Annotated in this window: 18 protein-coding genes; 10 read left to right on the top strand and 8 right to left on the bottom strand. The window is 49.0% G+C overall.

What is annotated here, in order from left to right; translation table 11 throughout:
• Nucleotides 1-103: 103 nt before the first annotated feature.
• Nucleotides 104-1,366, bottom strand: a complete 1,263-nt coding sequence (gene srmB, locus CBX96_RS09505) for an ATP-dependent RNA helicase SrmB (protein ID WP_109286512.1) — start codon at nt 1,364-1,366, stop codon at nt 104-106.
• A 400-nt stretch (nt 1,367-1,766) separates the two neighbouring features.
• On the opposite strand from srmB, the gene CBX96_RS09500 reads away from it, so the two are divergent.
• Both CBX96_RS09500 and CBX96_RS09495 read left to right on the top strand, forming a co-directional pair.
• Nucleotides 1,767-5,117 (top strand): MHYT domain-containing protein, encoded by a 3,351-nt coding sequence (locus CBX96_RS09500; protein WP_109286511.1) that lies wholly within the window; start codon nt 1,767-1,769, stop codon nt 5,115-5,117.
• 2 nt (nt 5,118-5,119) lie between these two features.
• Entirely contained in the window at nt 5,120-6,115 is a 996-nt protein-coding gene (locus CBX96_RS09495) for a two-component system response regulator (protein WP_109286510.1), read from the top strand.
• 57 nt (nt 6,116-6,172) lie between these two features.
• On the opposite strand, the gene CBX96_RS09490 is transcribed toward CBX96_RS09495, so the two are convergent.
• Entirely contained in the window at nt 6,173-6,898 is a 726-nt protein-coding gene (locus CBX96_RS09490; protein WP_109286509.1) for a tRNA1(Val) (adenine(37)-N6)-methyltransferase, read from the bottom strand.
• A 526-nt stretch (nt 6,899-7,424) separates the two neighbouring features.
• On the opposite strand from CBX96_RS09490, the gene brnQ reads away from it, so the two are divergent.
• From brnQ to CBX96_RS09460, 6 genes are all read left to right on the top strand, one after another.
• Nucleotides 7,425-8,840, top strand: a complete 1,416-nt coding sequence (gene brnQ, locus CBX96_RS09485) for a branched-chain amino acid transport system II carrier protein (protein WP_055647416.1) — start codon at nt 7,425-7,427, stop codon at nt 8,838-8,840.
• An 82-nt stretch (nt 8,841-8,922) separates the two neighbouring features.
• Nucleotides 8,923-9,825 carry a site-specific tyrosine recombinase XerD gene (gene xerD / locus CBX96_RS09480; protein WP_109286508.1) on the top strand — a complete coding sequence of 301 codons (903 nt, stop codon included), beginning with the start codon at nt 8,923-8,925 and terminating at the stop codon, nt 9,823-9,825.
• Nucleotides 9,826-9,975: 150 nt separating this feature from the next.
• On the top strand, nt 9,976-10,701 hold the full coding sequence (gene dsbC / locus CBX96_RS09475; RefSeq protein ID WP_109286507.1) for a bifunctional protein-disulfide isomerase/oxidoreductase DsbC: 726 nt from the start codon (nt 9,976-9,978) through the stop codon (nt 10,699-10,701).
• Nucleotides 10,702-10,792: 91 nt separating this feature from the next.
• Nucleotides 10,793-12,517, top strand: a complete 1,725-nt coding sequence (recJ, locus tag CBX96_RS09470; RefSeq protein WP_109286506.1) for a single-stranded-DNA-specific exonuclease RecJ — start codon at nt 10,793-10,795, stop codon at nt 12,515-12,517.
• 38 nt (nt 12,518-12,555) lie between these two features.
• Nucleotides 12,556-12,885, top strand: a complete 330-nt coding sequence (locus tag CBX96_RS09465) for a hypothetical protein (RefSeq protein ID WP_011718131.1) — start codon at nt 12,556-12,558, stop codon at nt 12,883-12,885.
• Between the two features lie 13 nt (nt 12,886-12,898).
• Entirely contained in the window at nt 12,899-13,318 is a 420-nt protein-coding gene (locus tag CBX96_RS09460) for a GNAT family N-acetyltransferase (protein WP_109286505.1), read from the top strand.
• 74 nt (nt 13,319-13,392) lie between these two features.
• Here the strand turns inward: CBX96_RS09460 and ahpF are convergent, their stop codons facing one another.
• The 4 genes from ahpF to CBX96_RS09440 form a co-directional block, all read right to left on the bottom strand.
• Entirely contained in the window at nt 13,393-14,970 is a 1,578-nt protein-coding gene (gene ahpF / locus CBX96_RS09455; protein WP_109286504.1) for an alkyl hydroperoxide reductase subunit F, read from the bottom strand.
• 237 nt (nt 14,971-15,207) lie between these two features.
• Complete coding sequence (gene ahpC / locus CBX96_RS09450) at nt 15,208-15,777, bottom strand: alkyl hydroperoxide reductase subunit C (protein WP_011621596.1); 570 nt, start codon at nt 15,775-15,777, stop codon at nt 15,208-15,210.
• 341 nt (nt 15,778-16,118) lie between these two features.
• Nucleotides 16,119-17,654, bottom strand: a complete 1,536-nt coding sequence (locus CBX96_RS09445; protein ID WP_011621597.1) for a leucyl aminopeptidase — start codon at nt 17,652-17,654, stop codon at nt 16,119-16,121.
• Between the two features lie 89 nt (nt 17,655-17,743).
• Complete coding sequence (locus CBX96_RS09440; protein WP_011621598.1) at nt 17,744-18,487, bottom strand: spermidine synthase; 744 nt, start codon at nt 18,485-18,487, stop codon at nt 17,744-17,746.
• 100 nt (nt 18,488-18,587) lie between these two features.
• Between CBX96_RS09440 and CBX96_RS09435 the strand changes: the two genes are divergently transcribed.
• Entirely contained in the window at nt 18,588-19,133 is a 546-nt protein-coding gene (locus CBX96_RS09435) for a mechanosensitive ion channel family protein (protein ID WP_011621599.1), read from the top strand.
• Between the two features lie 248 nt (nt 19,134-19,381).
• Nucleotides 19,382-19,927, top strand: a complete 546-nt coding sequence (locus CBX96_RS09430) for a DUF3332 domain-containing protein (RefSeq protein WP_011621600.1) — start codon at nt 19,382-19,384, stop codon at nt 19,925-19,927.
• 96 nt (nt 19,928-20,023) lie between these two features.
• Here the strand turns inward: CBX96_RS09430 and CBX96_RS09425 are convergent, their stop codons facing one another.
• Nucleotides 20,024-20,761 (bottom strand): dienelactone hydrolase family protein, encoded by a 738-nt coding sequence (locus CBX96_RS09425; RefSeq protein WP_011621601.1) that lies wholly within the window; start codon nt 20,759-20,761, stop codon nt 20,024-20,026.
• Nucleotides 20,762-20,828: 67 nt separating this feature from the next.
• A complete protein-coding gene (gene ldhA / locus CBX96_RS09420; protein ID WP_011621602.1) occupies nt 20,829-21,818 on the bottom strand; it encodes a lactate dehydrogenase LdhA in 990 nt (329 codons plus the stop codon).
• Nucleotides 21,819-21,993: the final 175 nt, after the last annotated feature.

The following is a 21,993-nucleotide window of genomic DNA, read 5'->3' as shown; positions in this document are numbered from 1 at the left end:
GGAAGATAAGAGTGTTTGGGTCACTCCGTTTGCATTTGTGATAGCGATTTTTTTGCGGCGGGCGAGCATAAAAAAAGCCGCATTATGCGGCTTTCTGGAGGGTTTAAGCTTGCTTCTTACGAGCAATTTTAGTGGCCTTTTTCGCGGCCTCTTTCTTGCTGGTTCGCTTGGCCGCTTCTTTGGCTTTCACCTTCGCTTTTTTCTTGGTCGGTACACGCGCTTCTTTGTGCTTAGGACGCAGTTCCTCAATGATACGGCGCTTAAGCGGCTGCTCGATATAACGCTCAATCTTACCGACAATGCGCATATCGTGGGCTTCGGCTAACGAAATCGCCGTTCCTTTGGCGCCCGCGCGGCCAGTACGACCAATGCGGTGGATGTAACTATCGGCAGAACGTGGCATGTCGAAGTTAATCACATGGGTGATATCGTCGATATCGATACCACGAGCGGCCACATCGGTCGCCAGTAACACATTCACTTCGCCTTTGGTAAAGCGGCTTAAGGCTTGGAAGCGTTTCTTCTGTTCCATATCGCCACGCATAAAGGCGCAGGGAATACCGGCTTTCAGCAACTGACCTTCGAGGCTAGAAACCACATCGCGAGTCTTTACGAATACGATGGCGCGTTTAACCTCTTCCTGCTTGAGCAGATGGCACAGCAGGGCAATCTTATGTTCTTTATCATCTGCAAGGTGGATCCATTGGTGGATCTTGGCTTTTTCTTTGCGCGGTGCGTCGACATCGATTTCGATAGGATCGTTAAGCACTTCGCGGGCAAAACGGATAACGCCACTGCCTTCGAGGGTGGCCGAAAACAGCATATTTTGCTTACGACCTTGGGCTTCCATGGCAATGGCCTTCACCACGGCGGAGAAACCCATATCGAGCATGCGGTCGGCTTCGTCGATGATCAATATGTCGACCGATTCTGCGCTGAATTTGCCTCTATCTAAATATTCCATCAGACGACCAGGAGTCGCGACCAGAATATCGATATTGTCTTTTAAGGCTTCTTCCTGCGGACCATAGGGCACACCACCAGTGATGATGGCGATATTCAGCCCTTGGCCTGTGGCTAAGTGGCAGGCATAACGGTGAATTTGACTGGCTAACTCACGTGTTGGCGTCAGGATCAAAATTCGCGCATGGCCAGAATAGCGACGGGGAAAGTCGATTAAATGTTGCAACGCAGGCAATAAGAAACTGGCGGTTTTACCTGTACCCGTCGGGGCGCGCGCCAAAATATCCCGCTGCTCGAGGGCATGTGGCAGGGTTTCTTGCTGGATGGTGGTGGGCGACAGGTGCCCCATGGCTTTAAGTGACTCTAATAAGCTAGGGTCAAGCTGAAAATCTTCAAATTGCATGCGCGGCGTCTCGACGAATAATAGCCAAGTATTATAAAGGTTATAGTCGTTAACTTAAATCATTTAATCGGGAGAGGGTTTACTTTTACGTGCTTTGGCCGATGCAGTGCGGGTCTACTCACTTCAAGGCTCGTTGGTGGCGGCTGTTGGGAGTGGATTTTACCGTACTCTATTGCATTTGAAGGCAGACATTTTGCAAAAGATGTATAAGATAAAGAGAATTTTGTAAAAAATTGGCTGTTGTTGAGAGAGTTCGAAGGATTGATGGGATGTTAGCTGGAGTCTTAACAATAAATAGTGCCTATGGTTGATGAGCGCATCCCATAGTACCCAAGCGTTAGCCCTGCTTGGATTGGCGTATTCGAATGTTGGTTACGATTAGGTTTTACGTTTCTAAAACATGGGCTTGGAACATATGGCTTTTGATTGGTTATCGCAGTTTTTTATTTCTTCCCAAGACAGCCTATTGCTGAATGTCTATTACAATCCCCTGCTAGTCACTATCTCCATTCTGATTGCGATTTTTGCCGCTTTTATGGCCTTTCAGGTCACCTCTCAAGCGGTGCAGAGTCAATCGAGAGCGCGGCAGCAGATCATGTTACTGACGGGGAGCGTCGTCCTCGGCGGTGGGGTCTGGTCGATGCATTTTATCGGAATGTTAGCCTTCGATTTATGTTCGCCCGTAACCTATAACTTTGGGCTCACGGCGCTATCCCTTTTACCTAGTATTGGTGCCTCATGGGTGGCGCTGAATTTGCTCTCAAAGCCGAGTTTTCAACTTTCCCAAGTGTTAATTAGCGGCACCTTAGTGGGCGCAGGGATTGGCACTATGCACTATGTGGGGATGGCGGCCATGGAGATGGCGCCATTACTGCGTTATGACCCATGGATTTTTGCGCTCTCGATCGTAGTCGCCGTATTACTCGCCATTATTGCGCTGTGGGTTCGCACTGGGCTGAATCAGCTTATTTCCTCCAATATGAATAGCATTAGCTGTAATTTTATCGCCAGTATCGTGATGGGACTGGCGATTTCTGGCATGCATTACACTGGCATGGCGGCGGCGCGATTCGTTAAACCCGAAGGCTTGGAGCTGAGCCAGCAGACCTCGGAAATCTCATTTTATCTGGCGCTCGGCGTCTCGGTGATCACTGTTATCATTATCTGCTTAGTGCTGATCGTGAACGTAATTTTTAAGTATAAAGACCTGTCTTTGCTCGCAAAATCAAACGAAGACCGTATGCGCGCCATGATGAATACCGCCGTTGATGGGATTATTACGATCGATGGGCAAGGCATCATAGTGAATGTGAACAAAGCGGTGACCACTATTTTAGGTTGGTCCTCCGCCGAGTTACTGGGCGCGAATGTGAAGAAAATTGTGCCCGAGTCAATTCGGCCGAACCACGATGGTTATTTAGCCCAGTACGTGAAAACCCGTGAGGCGCAGATTATCGGCACGGGGCGTGAGGTCGAGGCGCAGCATAAGGCGGGCCATTTAGTGCCTGTGCGCCTAAGTATTGGCCATGTGATGCAGGGTAAAGCCCATTACTTTGTCGGCTTTATTTCCGATCTCAGCCAACGTAATGAGATGGAGCAAGAGCTTAAAAACAATGAGGCAAAGTTTCGTTCGCTGATCACTAATATTCCAGGCATTGCCTATCGCTGCAAAAGCACTGAGGGCTGGCCCATGGTGTTTATCAGCGACGCGGTGCAAAACATCACTGGCTATCCCGCCGAGGATTTCGAGCTTCCCCATCCGAAACGTTTCTTCTCGGATCTCTATCACCCGGACGATATTGAAACCATTTACGCCCAAGCGCAGCCGCCGACCTTTTCGATGGAATATCGCATTATCCGCGCAGACGGCGGGGTGCGTTGGCTGTTCGAGCACGGCAATTATATCCTCGATGAAACCAGTAAAGAGGTGTGGATTGACGGCTTCCTGATGGATATCACCGAGCGTAAGGAGATGGAGCAGGACTTAGTGACGGCGAAGAATAATGCCGAGCAGGCGGCTGCCGCCCGCGCGGCCTTCTTGGCTAACATGAGCCATGAGATCCGCACGCCAATGAATGCCATCATCGGCTTTAGCGATATTCTGTTGGAGTCGGTATTAGATGTTGATCAGCAAAAACAGCTCTCCACCATCAATCGCTCCGCCAAATCTTTGCTGCATTTACTCAACGATGTGCTCGACAGCGCCAAGCTCGACAAGGGCAAACTCGAGTTAGAAAACCGCGTGTTTTGTTTAACCGATGAAATCGATACTGTGATTTCAACCCTGTGGTTGCAGGCGAAAAAACAGCGCTTATCCCTCGAGGTTAATATCGCGCCGACGATGGCGGCGAACTTTATTGGCTCGCCGGAGCGCATCCGCCAAGTGCTGATCAACTTAATTGGTAATGCGGTTAAATTTACCTGTGAAGGCAAAGTCACGGTCAACGTCTTCCCGCAGGATGACTCTCAGGTTAGCTTCGAGATTGTCGATACCGGTATTGGCATGTCCCCCGAGCAGCTAAATCGGGTCTTTGAGGCATTTGCCCAGGCCGATGTGTCCATGAGCCGAAAATACGGCGGCACAGGGCTTGGCACGACTATCAGTAAACAGTTGGTTGAGTTGATGGGCGGTAAGATTGAGGCGAAAAGTGCCCTCGGCCAAGGCAGTACCTTCCGTTTTACTATTCCCTTGCAACCTAGCTTTGAGCCGCTATCGAGCCAGCACGACGATAACTGGTCATTACCGCCACTGACGATGTTAGTGGTCGATGATATTCAGCAGAATATCGATCTCCTGTCTGTGTGGTTAACCCGCCAAGGGCATAAAGTGATCACCGCCCGCGATGGTGAACAGGCGCTGCTGCGGATGCAAAAAGCCGACATCGATATCACGTTGATGGATCTGCAAATGCCAGTTATGGATGGTCTGACGGCGGCGAAGATGCGTCGTGAGCAAGAAGTCGCATCTCAATTACCCCGTATGCCAATTATTGCGTTAACCGCGAGCGTGCTAGAGCAAGATAAGAGCGCCGCCGAGCAAGCCGGTATGGATGGCTTTGCCAATAAGCCCATCGATTTTGTGCTGCTGACGCGGGAAATTGCCAGAGTGTTGCAGCTTAATCCGCCTCAGGCCGAGTTTGTCTCTTCGCAGCCTGCTAGCACGCAATTAGTCGATGAAGCCAAGGGCGTGAAATTGTGGGGCTCTAAACCGCAATTTATCAAAGAGTTGATGAAGTTTATTGCCCAATGGCCAGAGAAAAACCAAGCGCTACAACAGGCGATAAGTGACCAAGATACTGTGACCATTAAGCTCCTAAGCCATAGTTTGAAAGGCGTCAGTGGGAATTTGGGTCTATTGCAGTGGATGGCGCACTTTGGACAGTTAGAGCAGTTGGCGCAAGCTGAGTCGCCATCGCGTGAAGCCATGGAGGCCATTGTTGCTAAGGTAAGCGACTCCCTCGTCGAGATTGGGGATTATATCGAGGGCACCACAATGCCAACGGCCAGCGCATCCGTCCATGTGGGGACAAGCGATCCCGCAGAATTATTAGCGTATATTGATGCCTTGCTGGCATCGATTGCGCACCATAGTTTTGAAGAGTCTGATCTTGAGGAACTCACGGCTCGTATTGATGAGCATCTGCGCCTTCATGTGGCCATGATTACCGAAGCCTTAGACAACTTTGATTTTGATATTGCCCATAACGAATTGACCGAGTTACGGCGTTCTATCACCGCGAATAAGGAGTAGCAATGCAGTCTACATCTGAACATAAGAAAACCTTATTGTTGGTGGATGATGAGCCCGTTAACTTACGGGTGCTCAAGCAAGTTTTACATCAGGATTACCATCTTATCTTTGCCAAAAGTGGCGAAGAGGCCCTGCGCCTCGCGCAAACTGAGCTGCCATCGCTGATCCTACTCGATATTATGATGCCCAATATGACGGGGCTAGAAGTCTGTCAGTTGCTGAAAAATATCCCTGAGACCCAGTCGATCCCCGTGATTTTTGTTACCGCTTTGAATGATGAGCACGATGAAGCGGCGGGCTTTGCCGTGGGCGGGGTGGATTATATTGTGAAGCCGATTTCGGCCACCGTAGTCAAAGCACGGGTGAAAACCCATTTATCCTTAGTGCAGGCCGATGAATTGCGCCGCACTCGCTTGCAAGTGATCCAACGTTTAGGTCGCGCCGCCGAATATAAAGATAATGAAACCGGTACCCATGTGCTGCGCATGAGCCATTATTCTAAAATTTTGGCCTTGGCCTACGGCCTGAGTGAGGCGCAGGCGGATGATTTATTACACGCGGCGCCCATGCACGACATAGGTAAAATTGGTATTCCCGATAGCATTATGCTCAAACCGGGTAAGTTGACCGATGAAGAGTTTGCCATTATGAAAACCCATCCCCATATTGGCGCCGAAATTATCGGTGAGGCGGATTCTGAGCTGCTACGGTTAGCGAAATCCGTGTCTTTAACTCACCACGAGAAATGGAACGGCACTGGTTATCCTAATGGATTGAAAGGCGAAGCCATTCCCTTAGAAGGACGCATAGTTGCCCTCGCCGATGTGTTTGACGCCCTGACCAGTAAACGCCCCTATAAAGAGGCTTGGTCAGTCGAGAAGACCATGGACTATATCCATGAGCAGAGCGGGGTGCATTTCGATCCTGAGTTGGTGCGCTTATTTAGCGATAACTTAGATAAAGTGCTAGAGATTAAAAATAAATGGGTAGATAGCTGATATTAGATTAGCGACAAAAGATAAGGCTCTTGCTATGAGCCTTATCACTCGTTTGAATTACAGTTTTAGATAAAAATCTTTTGTCAGGGCAATCATTTTCTCGGTGTAGCGGCCATCTTCCCGGCGTAGAGTGAGCTCTGTGTATTGACGGGATTCATCGTGACTTTTAGTCTGCGCAGTCTTAGCCAACAGCAGTAACACGCGATTGGCGACCTTATTCTCCACACTGCTAACCCTCACTTCCTGCACAAGATAAAGTTCAGTCTGATCTAGGCAAGCCTTAAAGCGCGTCAGGCTTTGGATGGGCAAAATAAGGCTGGCGTAACCCTCAAGCGATAGGCACTGATTTATCGCCTCGAGTAAGGGCGTAAAGCCTAAGGTGTCAGTGTGGCGCGCCATCGCCCTATGTTGCTCGTTCGCCTTGGGGCCATGCTCAAAGTAGGGCGGGTTACAGATGATATGGTCGAAATGCCCTTGATACTCAGGTTGTTGGCAAACGTGCTGAATATCGCCATGTATAAGCTGGCAGCGCTGCGCCCACGGACTTTGCGTCATATTGTATCTACAGGCCGCTGCGGCTTTTTCTTCTAATTCGATAGCGATGATTTGCCCTTGGCTACGCTGCGCCGCCATTAAACTTAACAATCCACTTCCCGCACCAATATCGAGAATATGCTTAGCCTGCGATAGGGGAGCCCATGCGCCTAATATCACGCCGTCGGTGCTGACGGGCATGCCGCAATTAAGGTCGTCAATGTGGAATTGTTTAAAGGTAAATGCCATGGAAATTACATCATTAAGTGAATAATAAAGAGCTTGCCCATAAGGGCTGGCGTTATTTTAAAGGGCATAACGCATATTCGCTAAGATTTTTGTGCCTGATACAAATAAGTTCATTCTTCCATTTAGATCTAGTTTTTGTGTTTTTTATGCTGTTTTGAGTCGAAGTTCACTTAATTAACGGTTTAATTTATTACCCCGGTAACGCATTGTTAGCAGTTAATTAGCATTGCAGGGCTTTTTTAGGTGAAAACAATCTTGTCTGTTGTATTGGTTTTTAAATTCTGATATTAGTTTCGCCCCCATTTTTAATCAATTTTATGATTAACGGATAGGTGAACGGGTTTTTAGGTGAATAAATCGGCAGTGAAGCCAATTTTTAGTTCATTTTTGTTTATAAACTCAGCAGATATCGCACATATTTACCACGGAATTGTGTAAACATAGATTTGCACTCCGGATGGGCTTTGTTTTAGCTATGGCTAATCGACACATAATCACTTAAGTTTATTAAAAACAATAAGACAAGATGGGGCTTTCCGTGCAAGACAATCAGATGAGTATCGGGGATACATTAGGCTTAGGTTTTATGACCTTCGCGTTTTTTTTGGGGGCGGGTAACTTAATTTTTCCACCCTTTGCGGGCATGTTGGCCGGGGAGAATATGCCCCTTGCTATGTTAGGTTTTCTCATCACTGCCGTAGGTTTACCTTTAGTAGGGCTCATTGCTGTTGCTAAGGCTCAAGGTAAGGTTATGGCTATGCTACCAGTGTTTGCGGCAACCGCATTGGCCATCGCGATTTATATCATTATTGGGCCTGCGTTTGCGGCGCCACGTACGGGTCTGGTGGCCTATGAAATCGGTGCTAAGCCCTTTATCGACAACACTAGTGCGACCATTATGCTCGGCAGTTTGTCGCTTAATTTGTCGCAACTTATCTATACCCTGTGCTTCTTTACTGTGACTATGCTGCTGGCATTGTTCCCCGGAAAATTACTCGACAGCGTCGGTAAGGTATTAACGCCTATCCTGTTGTTATTGCTGGTGGGTTTAGCCCTGTCTGTGGTGTTTTTGCCCGCTGCAGAAGTTGGCGTGGCCGTGGGTGACTACCAAAACCATCCGCTAACCAAAGGTATCCTCGAAGGCTACAACACCATGGATACCCTAGCGTCGTTAATGTTTGGTATGTTGATTATCGATCTGCTGCGTAAAAAGGGGATCGACCAGCCTAGCGCGCAAACTAAATACTTGATCCGCGCAGCCTTTATTGCGGCGGCAGGTCTGGCTTTTGTTTATGTATCTCTGTTCTTTTTAGGTGCGACGGCGGGTGATATTGCCGTAGGCGCTAAAAACGGTGGCGAGATTTTAACTAACTATGTGACTCGTGAGTTTGGCAGTTTAGGCACAGTATTACTGTCGACCGTTGTGACCTTAGCCTGTTTAACCACGGCGGTCGGTTTAGTGAGTGCCTGCTCTGAGTTTTTCAATGAGCTGATGCCAAAGCTGTCTTACCGTTTCTTAGTGGTTCTGCTGAGTGCCATCTGTGCCTTGATCGCAAACGTGGGCCTGTCTCAGTTAATTGCTATCAGTATTCCAGTGTTAATGGCGGTTTACCCTGTGGCGATTGCCTTAGTGGCGGTGACCTTCTTGACCGAACACTTCCCGCGTCCACAGTTTGCCCACCGTGCAGCACTGTCTGTAGCGCTGCTGTTTGGTATTTTCGATGGGATGAAAGTCGCGGCAAAAGGCCTCACTGGTGAAGACGGTAAAGGCATTACCGAAGCGGCGCAGAGCTTTATCGATCTCGTTAGCGGTATGTCTCCTACACTGTCTATCCTGCCACTGTACGAAGAAGGCATGGCGTGGTTACTGCCCACCTTAGTCGTGATCGTGCTGTGTTTATTGTTTGGTCGCGGCGGTGCGAAAGCGGTCAGCGCGGCATAAACAAGACGCTGCCACAAGCAGAACAATTGAGTTAATATCAACGGCGTATCCTTAGAATACGCCGTTTTTTTATGGAGTTTTTGTGGCTAAAACCTATCAGTGCGATCCGCTTATTGATGCCTTTCTCGATGATCTTTGGTCCAGTAAGGGCTTAAGTGATAACACCTTGAGTGCCTATCGCACCGACTTACGCCATTTTGACCGCTATCAACAGAGCCAAGGCCTGCGGTTAATCGAGGTGGGGCAAGCCGATGTGCGCGCCTACTTAGCCTACCGAGTTGAACAACAATTTGCCCGCACCAGTAGCGCACGTTTACTTAGCAGTTTACGGCGCTTTTACACTTATTTATTGCAGACCAAACAGATTGCTGGCGATCCTATGGCGCTGATTGAATCGCCCAAATTGAGTCGGCAGTTGCCCGATTCCTTAAGTGAGTCACAGGTCGATAGATTGCTGGCCGAGCCCAATGTGGACGATCCTGTAGAGTGCCGTGATAAAGCCATGCTTGAACTCTTATACGCCACTGGATTACGGGTGAGTGAACTGGTGGGACTCACCCTGGAGCAGATGAGTTTGCGCCAAGGTTTAGTACGGATTGTGGGTAAGGGCGGTAAAGAGCGCTTAGTGCCCATGGGCGAGCTGGCCATTACCGAGGTTGAGCACTACTTAAGCTTTGCACGCCACGAACTCTTGGGCAATATCCAGTCCGATGTGGTATTTCCTTCGAAGCGAGCACAGATGATGACGAGGCAAACCTTTTGGCATCGGATCAAGCTCTATGCGAGCCGCGCCGGCATCGAAACCGAACTTTCACCCCATACTCTGCGCCATGCCTTTGCCACCCACTTACTCAACCATGGCGCCGACCTTAGGGTGGTACAATTACTCTTAGGTCACAGTGACTTATCGACGACTCAAATTTATACCCATGTGGCGCGAGCGAGATTACAAGAGTTGCACCAACAGCATCATCCTCGCGGTTAAGTTGGATCCTTCACAAAACCGCGAATGGTTGAATTTAGTTACAGTATAAATTTGCATTCTATCTAGCTTGTCTGTAACTTTTTGCCCCCATACAGGGTCTAATAAGATGACCCATATGTCGCAGTAGCGATTTACTTAATAGGAAGTCCCATGAAGTTGACCCGAGCATTATCTTTAGTTTTCGCGCTTGTTGTTGCGCCTCTGGCCAGCGCCGCTACGGCGACCACTCCCGACACAGCTGCGATTAAGCAAAAACTCAGCGAGATGTTAGATGTTGAAGTGATTACAGTGCAGGATTCACCCATCGAAGGTTTATATCAAGCCATGACCAACCGTGGCGTGCTCTATATCAGCCGCGATGGTTCAAAACTGTTCCACGGTAATTTATACGATATTGATAAGGGCATGAAAAACCTGACGGAAGCGGCGCTTGCAGGACCTCGTCTGGCGATGATGAAGCCGCTTGAAGATCATATGCTGGTATATAAAGCCAAGGATGAAAAACACGTTGTGACTGTGTTTACCGATGTGAGCTGTGGCTACTGCCGTAAGTTACATAGCCAAATGGCCGACTACAACAAGCTTGGCATTACCGTGCGTTACTTAGCCTTCCCACGTGCTGGTGTACCATCTGCCAATGCCGATGAGATGCAGGCTATTTGGTGTGCTAAGGACCCATTAAAGGCCATGACAGAAGCCAAGGCGGGCAAAAAAGTGTCTGCCGCGACCTGTGATGCCAAGATTGCTGAGCAGTACGAGCTAGGCACCAGCTTTGGCGTTAACGGCACGCCTGCAATCGTATTGGAAGACGGTAATATGATCCCAGGATATCAACCACCTGCCGATCTATTGCGTACTTTAGAAGCTCGCAAATAATCCATTTCGGATAAATTTATCCCATTAAAGGTGAGCTTAAGGCTCACCTTTTTGTTATCTTAGCCCCATGATTGCTTAAGAGTTTGCTCCCTTGATCCATAAGATAGTCCGTCGTCCAACCGTTGATGATAGCCATTTACCCGCTCACCTTCCGCCGTTATTAAGACAGCTTTACGCCCGCCGTGGTGTTATGCCCAACGAATGCGAACTGGTGCTCAAAGGCCTGTTAAGACCCGATACAATGAAGGGCTTGGAGCCGGCCGCTAAGTTGATTGCCGATGCGATGCAGCAGGATAAGTCGATACTGATCGTCGGCGATTTCGATGCCGACGGCGCTACCTCGACCAGTGTGTGTTTGCTAGCGCTGCGGATGATGGGCGCGAGTAAGGTCGATTATCTGATCCCCAATCGTTTCGATTACGGTTATGGCCTAAGCCCTGAGATTGTCGCCGTGGCGGCATCCAAACAGGCAGAATTACTTATCACTGTTGATAACGGTATTTCTTCGATTGAGGGGGTTGCCGCCGCCAAAGCCTTTGGCATGCAGGTGGTGATCACCGACCATCACTTACCCGGCCATGAGTTACCGGCGGCCGATGCCATAGTGAATCCCAACCAGCCCGGTTGTCAGTTTGCCAGTAAATCCATTGCTGGCGTCGGGGTTGCCTTTTATCTGATGACGGCGCTTAGGGCAGAGCTGCGCGCTCGTCATTGGTATCAAGCCCGTGGTATTGCCGAGCCCAACCTCGGTACTCTGCTGGATATTGTTGCCCTTGGCACTGTGGCCGACGTGGTGTCGCTCGATGCCAACAATCGTATTCTGGTCGAGGCGGGATTGCAGCGGGTACGCAGTGGTCGATGCCGCGTAGGCATTACCGCCTTACTCGAAGTGGCCAAACGTAATCCAGCTCGCATTGTTGCCTCGGACTTTGGCTTTGCCGTAGGGCCAAGGCTCAATGCCGCCGGCCGGCTGGATGAAATGGCGCTAGGGGTCGAAACCCTGCTGTGCGAAGACATCATGTATGCAAGGCGGATGGCGGCAGAACTCGATAGTCTCAACCAAGAGCGACGTGAGCTTGAGGTCGGGATGCAGCAAGAGGCGCTGAAAAGTCTTGAGTATCTAAAGCTTAATGAAGAGCAACTTCCGTGGGGCATTGCCCTCTTTCAAGAGGATTGGCACCAAGGGGTTATAGGTATTCTTGCTTCGCGGATTAAAGATAAATACCACAGACCCGTTATCGCCTTTGCCGACGCGGGTAATGGTGAAATTAAAGGCTCGGCGCGTTCTATCAAAGGCTTGCATATGCGCGATCTGCTGGAGTTGGTTAACTCTCGCCATCCTGGGCTTATCAGCAAATTTGGCGGCCATGCAATGGCGGCTGGCTTAACTTTAAAGTCCGGTGGCTTCGCAACCTTTGCTAAAGCCTATGATGATGGGGTGCGTGAACTGTTAAAGCCTGAGCAACTCACGGGTGAGCTTTGGTCCGATGGCGAATTAACGCCGACGGAACTTACCCTCGAAATCGCCCAGTTACTGCGTAATGCCGGACCTTGGGGTCAGTCCTTCGAGGAGCCATTATTCGATGGTTATTTTAAGGTTATCCAGCAACGGATTGTGGGGGAGCGCCATCTTAAATTAGTGCTTGAAACCCCATGCAGTACCGTGATGTTAGATGCGATTGCCTTTAATGTGGATTTACACACTTGGCCCGATGCGACGATTCAACATGCGCGCATCGTCTATAAGTTGGATGTGAACGAATATCGCGGTAATTTCACCCTGCAGTTGATGGTCGAGCAAATCGAGCCAATGTAGTCAGTGATTGCGTGGAGGTAAGATGAAAAGGAGTTCAGTTGAAGCCGTTATCGGATAAAAAAATTCGTCAGTTACTCAAGCGTTTCGCTTGGATATACGCGGCATGTTTGAGTATCCCCTTTCTGTCAGCGCTTTTGACGACCAAGGAACAGGGCCAAATGCTGATTATCGGCATTTGGCCTGCGGCTTCACTGCTTTATTTTTTGGCTTATCGTCATCTCGCCCATTTATTTAAATATGAAATCAATCGCCACTTGGCATTTACTAACCATGGCGGTGGCACGCTGGCGGGAGCCTTGTATTCATTAGCTAAATTAGTGTTATTTGCCATGGCTTTTATGTTATTGGTAAGCGTCAACAACAGCTAAATCGAGGCGAGTGATGGAATACCGGGTCAGCACAGCGCAAACGGAAATGGATTTTGAGCTTATCCATGGTTTTATTTCCAACAGTTATTGGGCGCAGGGTATGCCGCCAGAACTCTTGCGAAAGGCGCTTAGTAACAGTTTATGTTTTGGGGTGTTTGATAAGGATAATCAGCAGCTTGCCTTTGCGCGACTGATTACCGATAAAGCCACCTTTGCCTACCTTGCCGATGTGTTTGTCCTCGAATCTCACCGTGGCTTAGGTTTAAGTAAGATGATGATGGCAGCAATAATGGAACATCCTGATCTGCAAGGATTAAGACGCATAATGCTCGCTACCCGCGATGCCCATGGACTCTATGCCCAATTTGGTTTTAAAGCGGTCGATACACCAGAAACCCTAATGCAAATTCGGCTTGAGAATGCTTACCTGTAGAACAGGATTGTTGGCGCTAAAACAAAAAGCCAGCATAAGCTGGCTTTTTAGTGAGGGGATTAATCGGTTAACGATTAAGCCGCTTTAGTCGCTGTAGTCTCGGTACTGTCATCGCTATGGCGAATTAAGTAATCAAATGCACCCAGTGAGGCATTGGCACCGCTGCCCATGGCGATGATGATTTGCTTGTAAGGTGAGTTAGTCACGTCACCTGCGGCAAATACGCCCGGTACTGAGGTTTGGCCGCGTTCATCGACGATGATTTCGCCGCGAGGAGTCAAATCCACAGTGCCTTTTAACCATTCGGCATTGGGCACTAAACCGATTTGTACGAAGATACCCGCCAGCGCGATATGATGGCTTTCACCCGTTGCACGGTCGGTGTAGTTCAGGCCGTCTACACGGGTACCGTCACCTGTTACTTCAGTGGTCATCGCCTGAGTAATGATTTTGATGTTACCCATAGAGGCCGCTTTACGTTGCAGCACATCATCGGCGCGCAGTTTGCTGTCGAACTCGAGTACTGTGACATGCTCAACGATGTTGGCTAAGTCGATTGCCGCTTCGATACCTGAGTTACCGCCACCGATCACTGCAACACGTTTGCCTTTAAATAATGGGCCGTCACAGTGTGGGCAGTAGGCTACGCCTTTACCGCGGTATTCTTTCTCGCCGGGGACATTCATTTCGCGCCAGCGGGCACCGGTTGCCAGTAGTATGGTACGGCTGCGCAGTTTAGCGCCGCTTGCCAGTTCGAGTTCGAATAAACCATCGCTCGCCAGTTTAACGGCTTTTTGGTTATCCATGATATCGACTTCATAGTCACGCACATGGGCTTCAAGGTTAGCCACCAGTTTTGGACCTTCAGTCGCTTTAACCGAAATAAAGTTTTCGATCCCGACGGTTTCGGCGACTTGACCACCGAATTTATCGGCCACCACACCGGTACGCAGACCTTTACGGGCAGCGTAAATAGCAGCTGCTGCGCCAGCCGGGCCACCACCGACGACTAAGACTTCGTATGGGGCTTTTTGGCTGAGTTCTTCCGCTTTGCGGCTGGCCGCGCCAGTATCGAGTTTATTTAAGATCTCACCAATGCTGATACGACCCGCGGCAAAGACTTCACCGTTCAAGTACACAGACGGTACGGCCATGATATTGCGGCTGGCAACTTCATCCTGGAACAGGGCGCCGTCGATCATCACGTTGGTGATGTTCGGGTTAATCGCCGCCATCATATTCAGCGCCTGAATCACATCAGGGCAGTTTTGGCAGGTGAGAGACACATAGGTTTCAAACTCATATTTGCCAGGCAGATTACGGATCTGCTCAATAATTTCGTCGCTGAGTTTGATGGGGTGCCCACCCGTGTGCAGCAGGGCTAACACGAGTGAGGTAAATTCGTGACCCATAGGCAGACCAGCAAAGCTAATCTGAGTATTGAGTTCTGGGTTAACCACTGTCATCGCTGGCGTGCGGAGGCCTTGAGCTTCTTTGAGGCTCACTAATGTTGAAAGGCTAACGATGTCATTGGCTAAGCTTGTTAATTCTTGAGACTTTCTGCTTTCATCTGCTGACACGACAAGTTCAACTGGTCTCTTGAGGTTTTGCAGATAGGTTTGCAGTTGATTTTTCAAATTCGCATCTAACATGATGACTCCAAAATCATTATAAAAAATTGAAAAGAGAGAAAAACGCGAGGGTGCCAACCTAGAACCTTGCAGGGGGCGGTTATCTCTTCCTATTTGGCACCGCAGTGGCGTTGGCTGCATCACTTACCCCAATCACTTAGAGACTAAGCTCATGGGGATTCGTGCAATTGCCACCTTACTGCGGTACCAACTAGCTTGAGATGCTAGGTTGGCGGGGTTGACTCTTGTTAGGCTAGATTAGATTTTGCCTACTAGGTCTAAAGATGGTGCTAAGGTTTCGTCACCTGGTTGCCATTTAGCTGGGCAAACTTCGCCATCGTGAGTGGCAACGTATTGAGCCGCTTGGATCTTACGAACCAGCTCTTGAGCGCTACGGCCGATACCTAAGTCATGGATTTCAGCAACTTTCACTTGGCCTTCTGGGTTGATAACGAAAGTACCACGCAGTGCTAAACCTTCTTCTTCGATCATCACGCCGAAGTTACGGCTGATCACGCCAGTTGGGTCAGCCAGCATTGGGAAGTTGATCTTCTTGATGGTGTCAGAAGTATCGTGCCATGCCTTGTGAGTGAAGTGAGTGTCAGTCGATACTGAGTAAACTTCAACGCCCATAGATTGTAACTTAGCGTAGTGATCCGCCATGTCGCCTAATTCAGTTGGGCAAACGAAAGTGAAGTCTGCTGGATAGAAGAATACAACTGACCATTTACCTAACAGATCTTGTTCAGTTACAGGAACGAACTCACCATTGTGGTAAGCAGTGGCTTTGAATGGTTTGATTGTGCTGTTGATAATTGACTGAGTCATTTTATGCTTCCATTTAGTTGATTATGGTGAATTAAGTACGAGGCACTTAACTTGTGTCCCGTTGATGTGAAGCATATTACCCAGCCTAGAATTATAAATATAACGCATAAAAACTATCATCCTAATCGATTTTATCGAATCTGGCGGGTTTGAGATGGGGGATTAATCGATTTTTCAGCACTGGCGCGCCATAGCGGCTAATTGATTGTTTACTTTAATGAAGTGGCACAAGTGCAGGGCAATAAAAAAGGGATATCGACGATATCCCTTAATCTAGCTTCTCAAACCAGCCATAGACTCGGCTTGAGCGGGTTTGGATCTAGTTAACTCACAATATAGCGTTAGTTTTGTGCCTTAGGCTGAGTTAACCAAGTGCTGAGCAGGCGCACGCCATAACCCGTGGCGCCAGCTGGCACGACGGCGGTATCGGTGGCGGTTAAGGCGTTGCCAGCGATATCGAGGTGAGCCCAAGGTTGCTCACCCGCAAAGCGTTTGAGGAACATGGCGGCAGACGATGCCCCCGCGCTGCCTTCTTTACCAGTATTCTTTAAATCGGCGATAGTGGATTTCAGCTCATCATCGTAGGCTTGATCTAACGGCAAGCGCCAGACTTTTTCACCCACCTGTTGACCCGCAAAGGTGAGTTGCTGCACCAGCGGCTCAGAATCGGTAAACAATCCCGCATAAACGCTACCCAGCGCGCCCACTTTCGAGCCTGTGAGAGTCGCCACATCGACGATAATCGAAGGGCGATAATTCTCACGGGCATACCAGAGGCCATCGGCTAATACTAAACGGCCTTCGGCATCGGTGTTGAGCACTTCAACCGTGAGACCTTGAGCGGTTTTAATCACATCGCCTGGGATCATCGCATGTCCCGACACCATGTTTTCCGCCATCGGCATAATCGCGACTAGGTTTACCGGCGCCTTTTGAATGGCCATGGCTTTGACTGTGCCGAGCACGGTCGCCGCGCCCGCCATATCGGACTTCATCCGCGCGATAGAGGTACCCGTGGCCTTGATATTGTAGCCGCCAGAGTCGAAGGTAATGCCTTTACCCACCAGAGCAATCGGCGCTTCTTTGCTGCCGGGCCAGTGGGCGACGACCAACTTAGGTGGACGCTCGCTGCCTTTACCCACAGCGGCTAAGGCGCCGAGGTTTAAACGTTCAATATCTTTGGCCTCAAGTACAGTGACTTTTACGCCAAGGGACTTAAGTTTACGCGCCTCGTTGGCAAAGCTTTCGGGATACATGATCCCAGCCGGGGCATTGGTGAGATCTCGCGCTAAAAACACACCCGCTTCGATAGCTTGTAGATTCTTATGGTGTTTTTGGTTTTGGCTTAAGTCATCAACCCCGATTTGATAGTTCTTCTCGGCGCGATTGCTGGCTTTAAATTGAGTATAGCGGTAGCTGCGCAGTTCAATGCCGTGGGCCAGTTCTGAGCCAAACAGCGGCGCGTTACTTAAGCCTTGAGTCAGTACGCGCACAGTGGCTTGAGGCACGGTTTCAAGCTTGGCGGCTATATTGCCACCTAAGGTATTAATTTCACCGGGTGTTAAGGTTTTTGCATCGCCAATCCCAACCAGTAATACTCGCTTAGCGTCGATTTCGCTCGGGACTAGGATTTCGAGGATTTCACCGCGTTTACCCGCAAAACTGTTGTCGGCGACCGCAAGGTTAAGTTGGTCTTGGGTCGATTGGGGTAAAAAATCGAGACTATAGGTTGTCGAATCAGCGCTTTGGAACAGCACTAATGTGTCGGAATTGAGTGAGTTACGAGTGTCAAAACTAAAGGTTTCGGCGTTAGCATTGAGAGAGTTAAGGCACGCCAGCGCCATAACGCTTAACAAAAATTTATTCTTATTTTTCATGGTGACAGCTCATATCAATAGAGAGTGTGAAGCATAGCAAAGCTGAGTCTTAGGGTTAACTAATTTAAGTCATTTGACTGAGATTAATCTTAAATCCAAGGGCCAAAACGAGTCAGTGAACGTTCAAGGGCAAAATCCAGTTGTTGTGACAGGGTTTGCGCCTGACTTTTCAGCGCCGACGCGCCCAAAGATTGTGGTGTTTGGCTGGCAAAAATCACCCAGTTGCCACCGCTGGTGAGGCAGGCATGCACGTGGGCAAAATGGTGCTGCAGATCGGCGAGTAACTCACGATTTTGGCTGTGTTCCTTCCAGCAATTCAACACTAAATAACCATTGGGTTTAATTAGCTGTGTGCACTGCTGAAGAAAAGTGGGCGAGAGCTGCCCTGTGTCGACCCCTTTGGCGCTGTAGATATCGGCGAAAATCACATCGACCTTTTTATGCTCGGCCGATGCCATAAAGGCGACGGCATCTTCGTTGATGAGATTAAGCTTTTTGCCAATCGGTAATTGAAAATAACGCTTGGCAAGTTCAATCACCGCCGGGCGAAGTTCAACCGCAGTAAGTTTGATTGCGGCATCGAAGCGGCGCAGGGCATGAATGAGGGCACCGCCACCAAGGCCGAGTACGATGGCACTTTTGGGTTGGCAAAACAACAACACCAGTAGCATGCCTTGCACATAAGTATGCTGCGGAATATGCGGGGCGGTTTTAAGAATTTTGCTCTGCTCATCGTTGTCGCCAAAGGACAGCACGCGGGTATCACCATAGTCGAGCACGCGGATCGGCCCTAGGGCATCTTGGGTTTCATGTAGTAAAGTTGCGTCGGCCATAGTACTTATTACTCTATTTGCGTTGGGCTGATTTGGGACTCTATAACTGCTGGTGCAAAAAAGTTAGAATTCAGCTGGTTTCGTTTTTTAAGTGGCTATTATGACAAATCAAATCCTGCTTGCCTGTATTTATCTTGCGGTGTTTCTCTTTTTGCAGCGTGCCTTAACTCAATGGGTGAAAAAACTCTCATTGATGAAGCAGGTGAGTGCCGCCCGTACCAGCCTTGTCACTCGGTTTATTTCCTATGTGATGTTTTTTATCACTTTGTCTTTGATGGCGGTATCCCTCGGCTTGGGTTATCAGGACGTGTCGCTTTTCGTCTCCTCCGCGTTTGCGGTGATGGGCGTCGCCTTAGTCGCTCAGTGGTCGATACTGAGCAATTTAACCGCTGGTGTGCTGATTTTCTTTGTGTTCCCGTATCGGATTGGTGAACGTATTCGGGTGGTGGATAAGGATGAAGATATCAGCGGAGTGATTATTGAAATCGCGCTGTTTCATGTGCTTATCCTTAGGGATAATGGCGATACCATCACTTATCCCAACAATTTAATGCTGCAAAAGGCGGTGTTAAAGCTGGCGGATCAAGCGCCGCTCGCCGAGCGCCAAGCGCTGCAGGAGGGGAAAAAGCGCTTTGATCTCGAGTAGGTCTTCTTGCATTCGTGCGCCGCAGCAGTACATTTATTAGCAAACTGTTGTCGGCGCGGGGTGAGATACTCAGTTTTATTATCTTCCCGTGAGCTTTACTTTCTTGATGCGTTTTTCATAACAAAATCAGCGTTCTTGCTTACATCCACTCCCTTTTGTTTACCTTGGTTTGTGTCCCGTCGCACGGTTTAGCCCTGTCTAATCCTTAGAATTCGTGTTTTTGTTTTTAGCGAATTGGAGCAAACCTGATGAAATCTAAACTCTTAGCTGTGACGATCGGCGCGCTGTTAACCACTCAGTTAACTGGCTGTATGGGACAAATGGGCCTGAGCCAAATGGTGACTAAGGGCAACTTAAGTGCGGTGGACAACCGTTATGGCCGCGCGGGCTTATTTATTTTGTTAAGCCCTGTGTATGGTCTGGCGGCAACGGGCGATTTGTTTATTGTTAACACTATTGAGTTTTGGACGGGTAAGAATCCGATCACCGATAAATCGCCTGCGGTAGTTGATATGCCAGTGGACGCGATTTTTAAGGTGAATCCTCATGTGAGTGATGAGTTGAAATCGGCGCCCGTTAAACTGACTCAGGCGCAAATTGCCTATCCCGATGAGCACACGGTCACTATGACGTTAGCCTACGAAGATGGCAGCTCTCAGTTATTGTCGGGCCGTAAATCTGGGGATGATGTGGACTTCTTCCTCGACGATACGTTTATTGCCCGCGTGAGCAACCAAGAGCTGGTGGCCTATAGCCAAAGCCGCTTACAAGGGCAGGTAAGTCCTGAGGTGTAAAGATTAAGAGGCTTAAGCTCTTAAAGTTAAGCATTTAGCTAAGCCAACCCATTAATCATATTGGTTAAGGGGTTGGCTTGATGCTTTCGGTTTTGACTATCTCAATACTCGGTGAAAAAACGCCACGGATTGTTGATACATTTGCAGCGCCAGTGCGGGATCGTAGCGCTCACCCTCATCACGCATAAAAGCATGCTGAGCATTAACCTCTAACCAACTGAAATTGCGGTTTTTAGCCATCAACTGTTGGTGGATCAAAACTCGACCTTCGGGCGATACATGGGGATCTTGCTTGCCAAACACTAACACTAATTCCCCTTGAATATCGCCGCTGCGACTCAGTGAGTCATTGCCGTAGGCGCAGGGCAGGGTATTGGAGTGAATGTCGGTCGGATAGAGGCAAAACGCCCCCAAAATCTCGGGATTAAGAGCGGCGCGGTAGGCTAAGTGGCCGCCAATACACACGCCCATACTGCCGACTTTTCCGGTGCAATAACTTTGCTGGCGGGCAAAATCGATAAGGGCTTGGGTGTCGCTGTCGTGCTGCTCTAAGGGCTTGGCAAATTTATCGGCATTGCCTTTATCTTTACCCACATCATCGTAGGCCAGCACTGTGCCTATCGGATTAAGCTCATGGAAGACTTCTGGCACTAACACCACAAAACCATGGCCAGCGAGGATAGTCGCGGTGCGGGCGATGGGCGCGGTTTGCTGAAAAATCTCAGAATAGAAGAGGATACAGGGAAATTGCCCTGGGGCATCTGGGCGATAGACATAAGTACGCATCGGCCCTGTGGGCGTGTTGATATCCTGAGTTTGCTGAGTCACTAACATATTTAGTTTCCTCTGTGAGGCTTCAATGTTGAAGCCTCACTTTAGCAGTCAGGTATGGTTCTGTCAGTTAAAACAGTTCGTTACCAGAGCGCTCGCCCGCGAGTAGGGCTTTGACGTTGCTCAGGGTTGTATGTGCAATCGCGCCCAGCGCTTCTTCGGTGAGGAAGGCTTGGTGACCGGTAAAAATCACGTTGTGGCAGGCGGATAAGCGACGGAACACATCGTCTTGAATGATTTGGTTCGACTTGTCCTCGAAAAACAATTCTTTTTCGTTTTCATACACATCGAGCCCTAAGGAGCCAATCTGGCCAAGCTTTAAGGCTTCCATTGCATCGAAGGCATTGAGCAAACCGCCGCGGCTGGTGTTGATCACCATGACGCCGGGTTTCATCTTGGCAAAGCTTTCTTTATTCAGCAGATGGTGGTTATCGGCGGTTAATGGGCAATGCAGGCTGATAATATCGCTGTTGGCGTAAATGGTATCCAGATCCTGATATTCCACATTGAGCGCTTCTACGGCAGGATTTGGGTAAGGGTCAAAGGCTATGACTTTACAGCCAAAACCGAGCAATACTTTAATCGTGGCGACCCCAATCTTACCTGTGCCTATTACGCCAACGGTTTTGCCAAACATGTTAAAACCGACCAAGCCTTCGAGGGAGAAGTTCGCATCACGGGTGCGTTGGTAGGCCTTATGGATTTTACGGTTTAAGGTCAGCATTAAGGCGACAGTATGCTCGGCCACAGATTCGGGGGAATAAGCGGGCACGTTGACCACTTGCATGCCTAAGCGTTTGGCGGCGACTAAGTCGACATTGTTAAAACCCGCGCAGCGCATGGCAATGATTTTCGTGCCACCTTTGGCAAGCTCGACCAACACTTCTTCACAGAGGGAATCGTTAACAAAGGCGCACACCACCTCAAAACCTTCGGCAAGCTTAACGGTTTGCATGCAGAGGCGATAATCGAAATACTCAATTTGCGCACCAAATGCGGCATTTGTACGGTTAAAATGCTGCATGTCGTAGTGTTTTGCGCTAAAAAATCCAATTCTCATTTCAATCACCTAAAGGTTACATTGTTACTGGCACTGAGTGTATGTGACTCGGCGACGTTTGTCCTCTGGTGATGAATTTACCCCGTAAAAAGAGTGAGCTTTGTCATCAATTGCACAAAAAATCATAAAAAAAGCGAGCCCCTGACGGCTCGCTTGTACTGATAAGCTTGAAGAT

Source organism: Shewanella sp. BC20 (genome assembly GCF_003129585.1).
GTDB lineage: Bacteria > Pseudomonadota > Gammaproteobacteria > Enterobacterales > Shewanellaceae > Shewanella > Shewanella seohaensis.
Note: the sequence above shows the minus strand (reverse complement) of the source record. Positions and strands in the feature narration are given on the sequence as shown.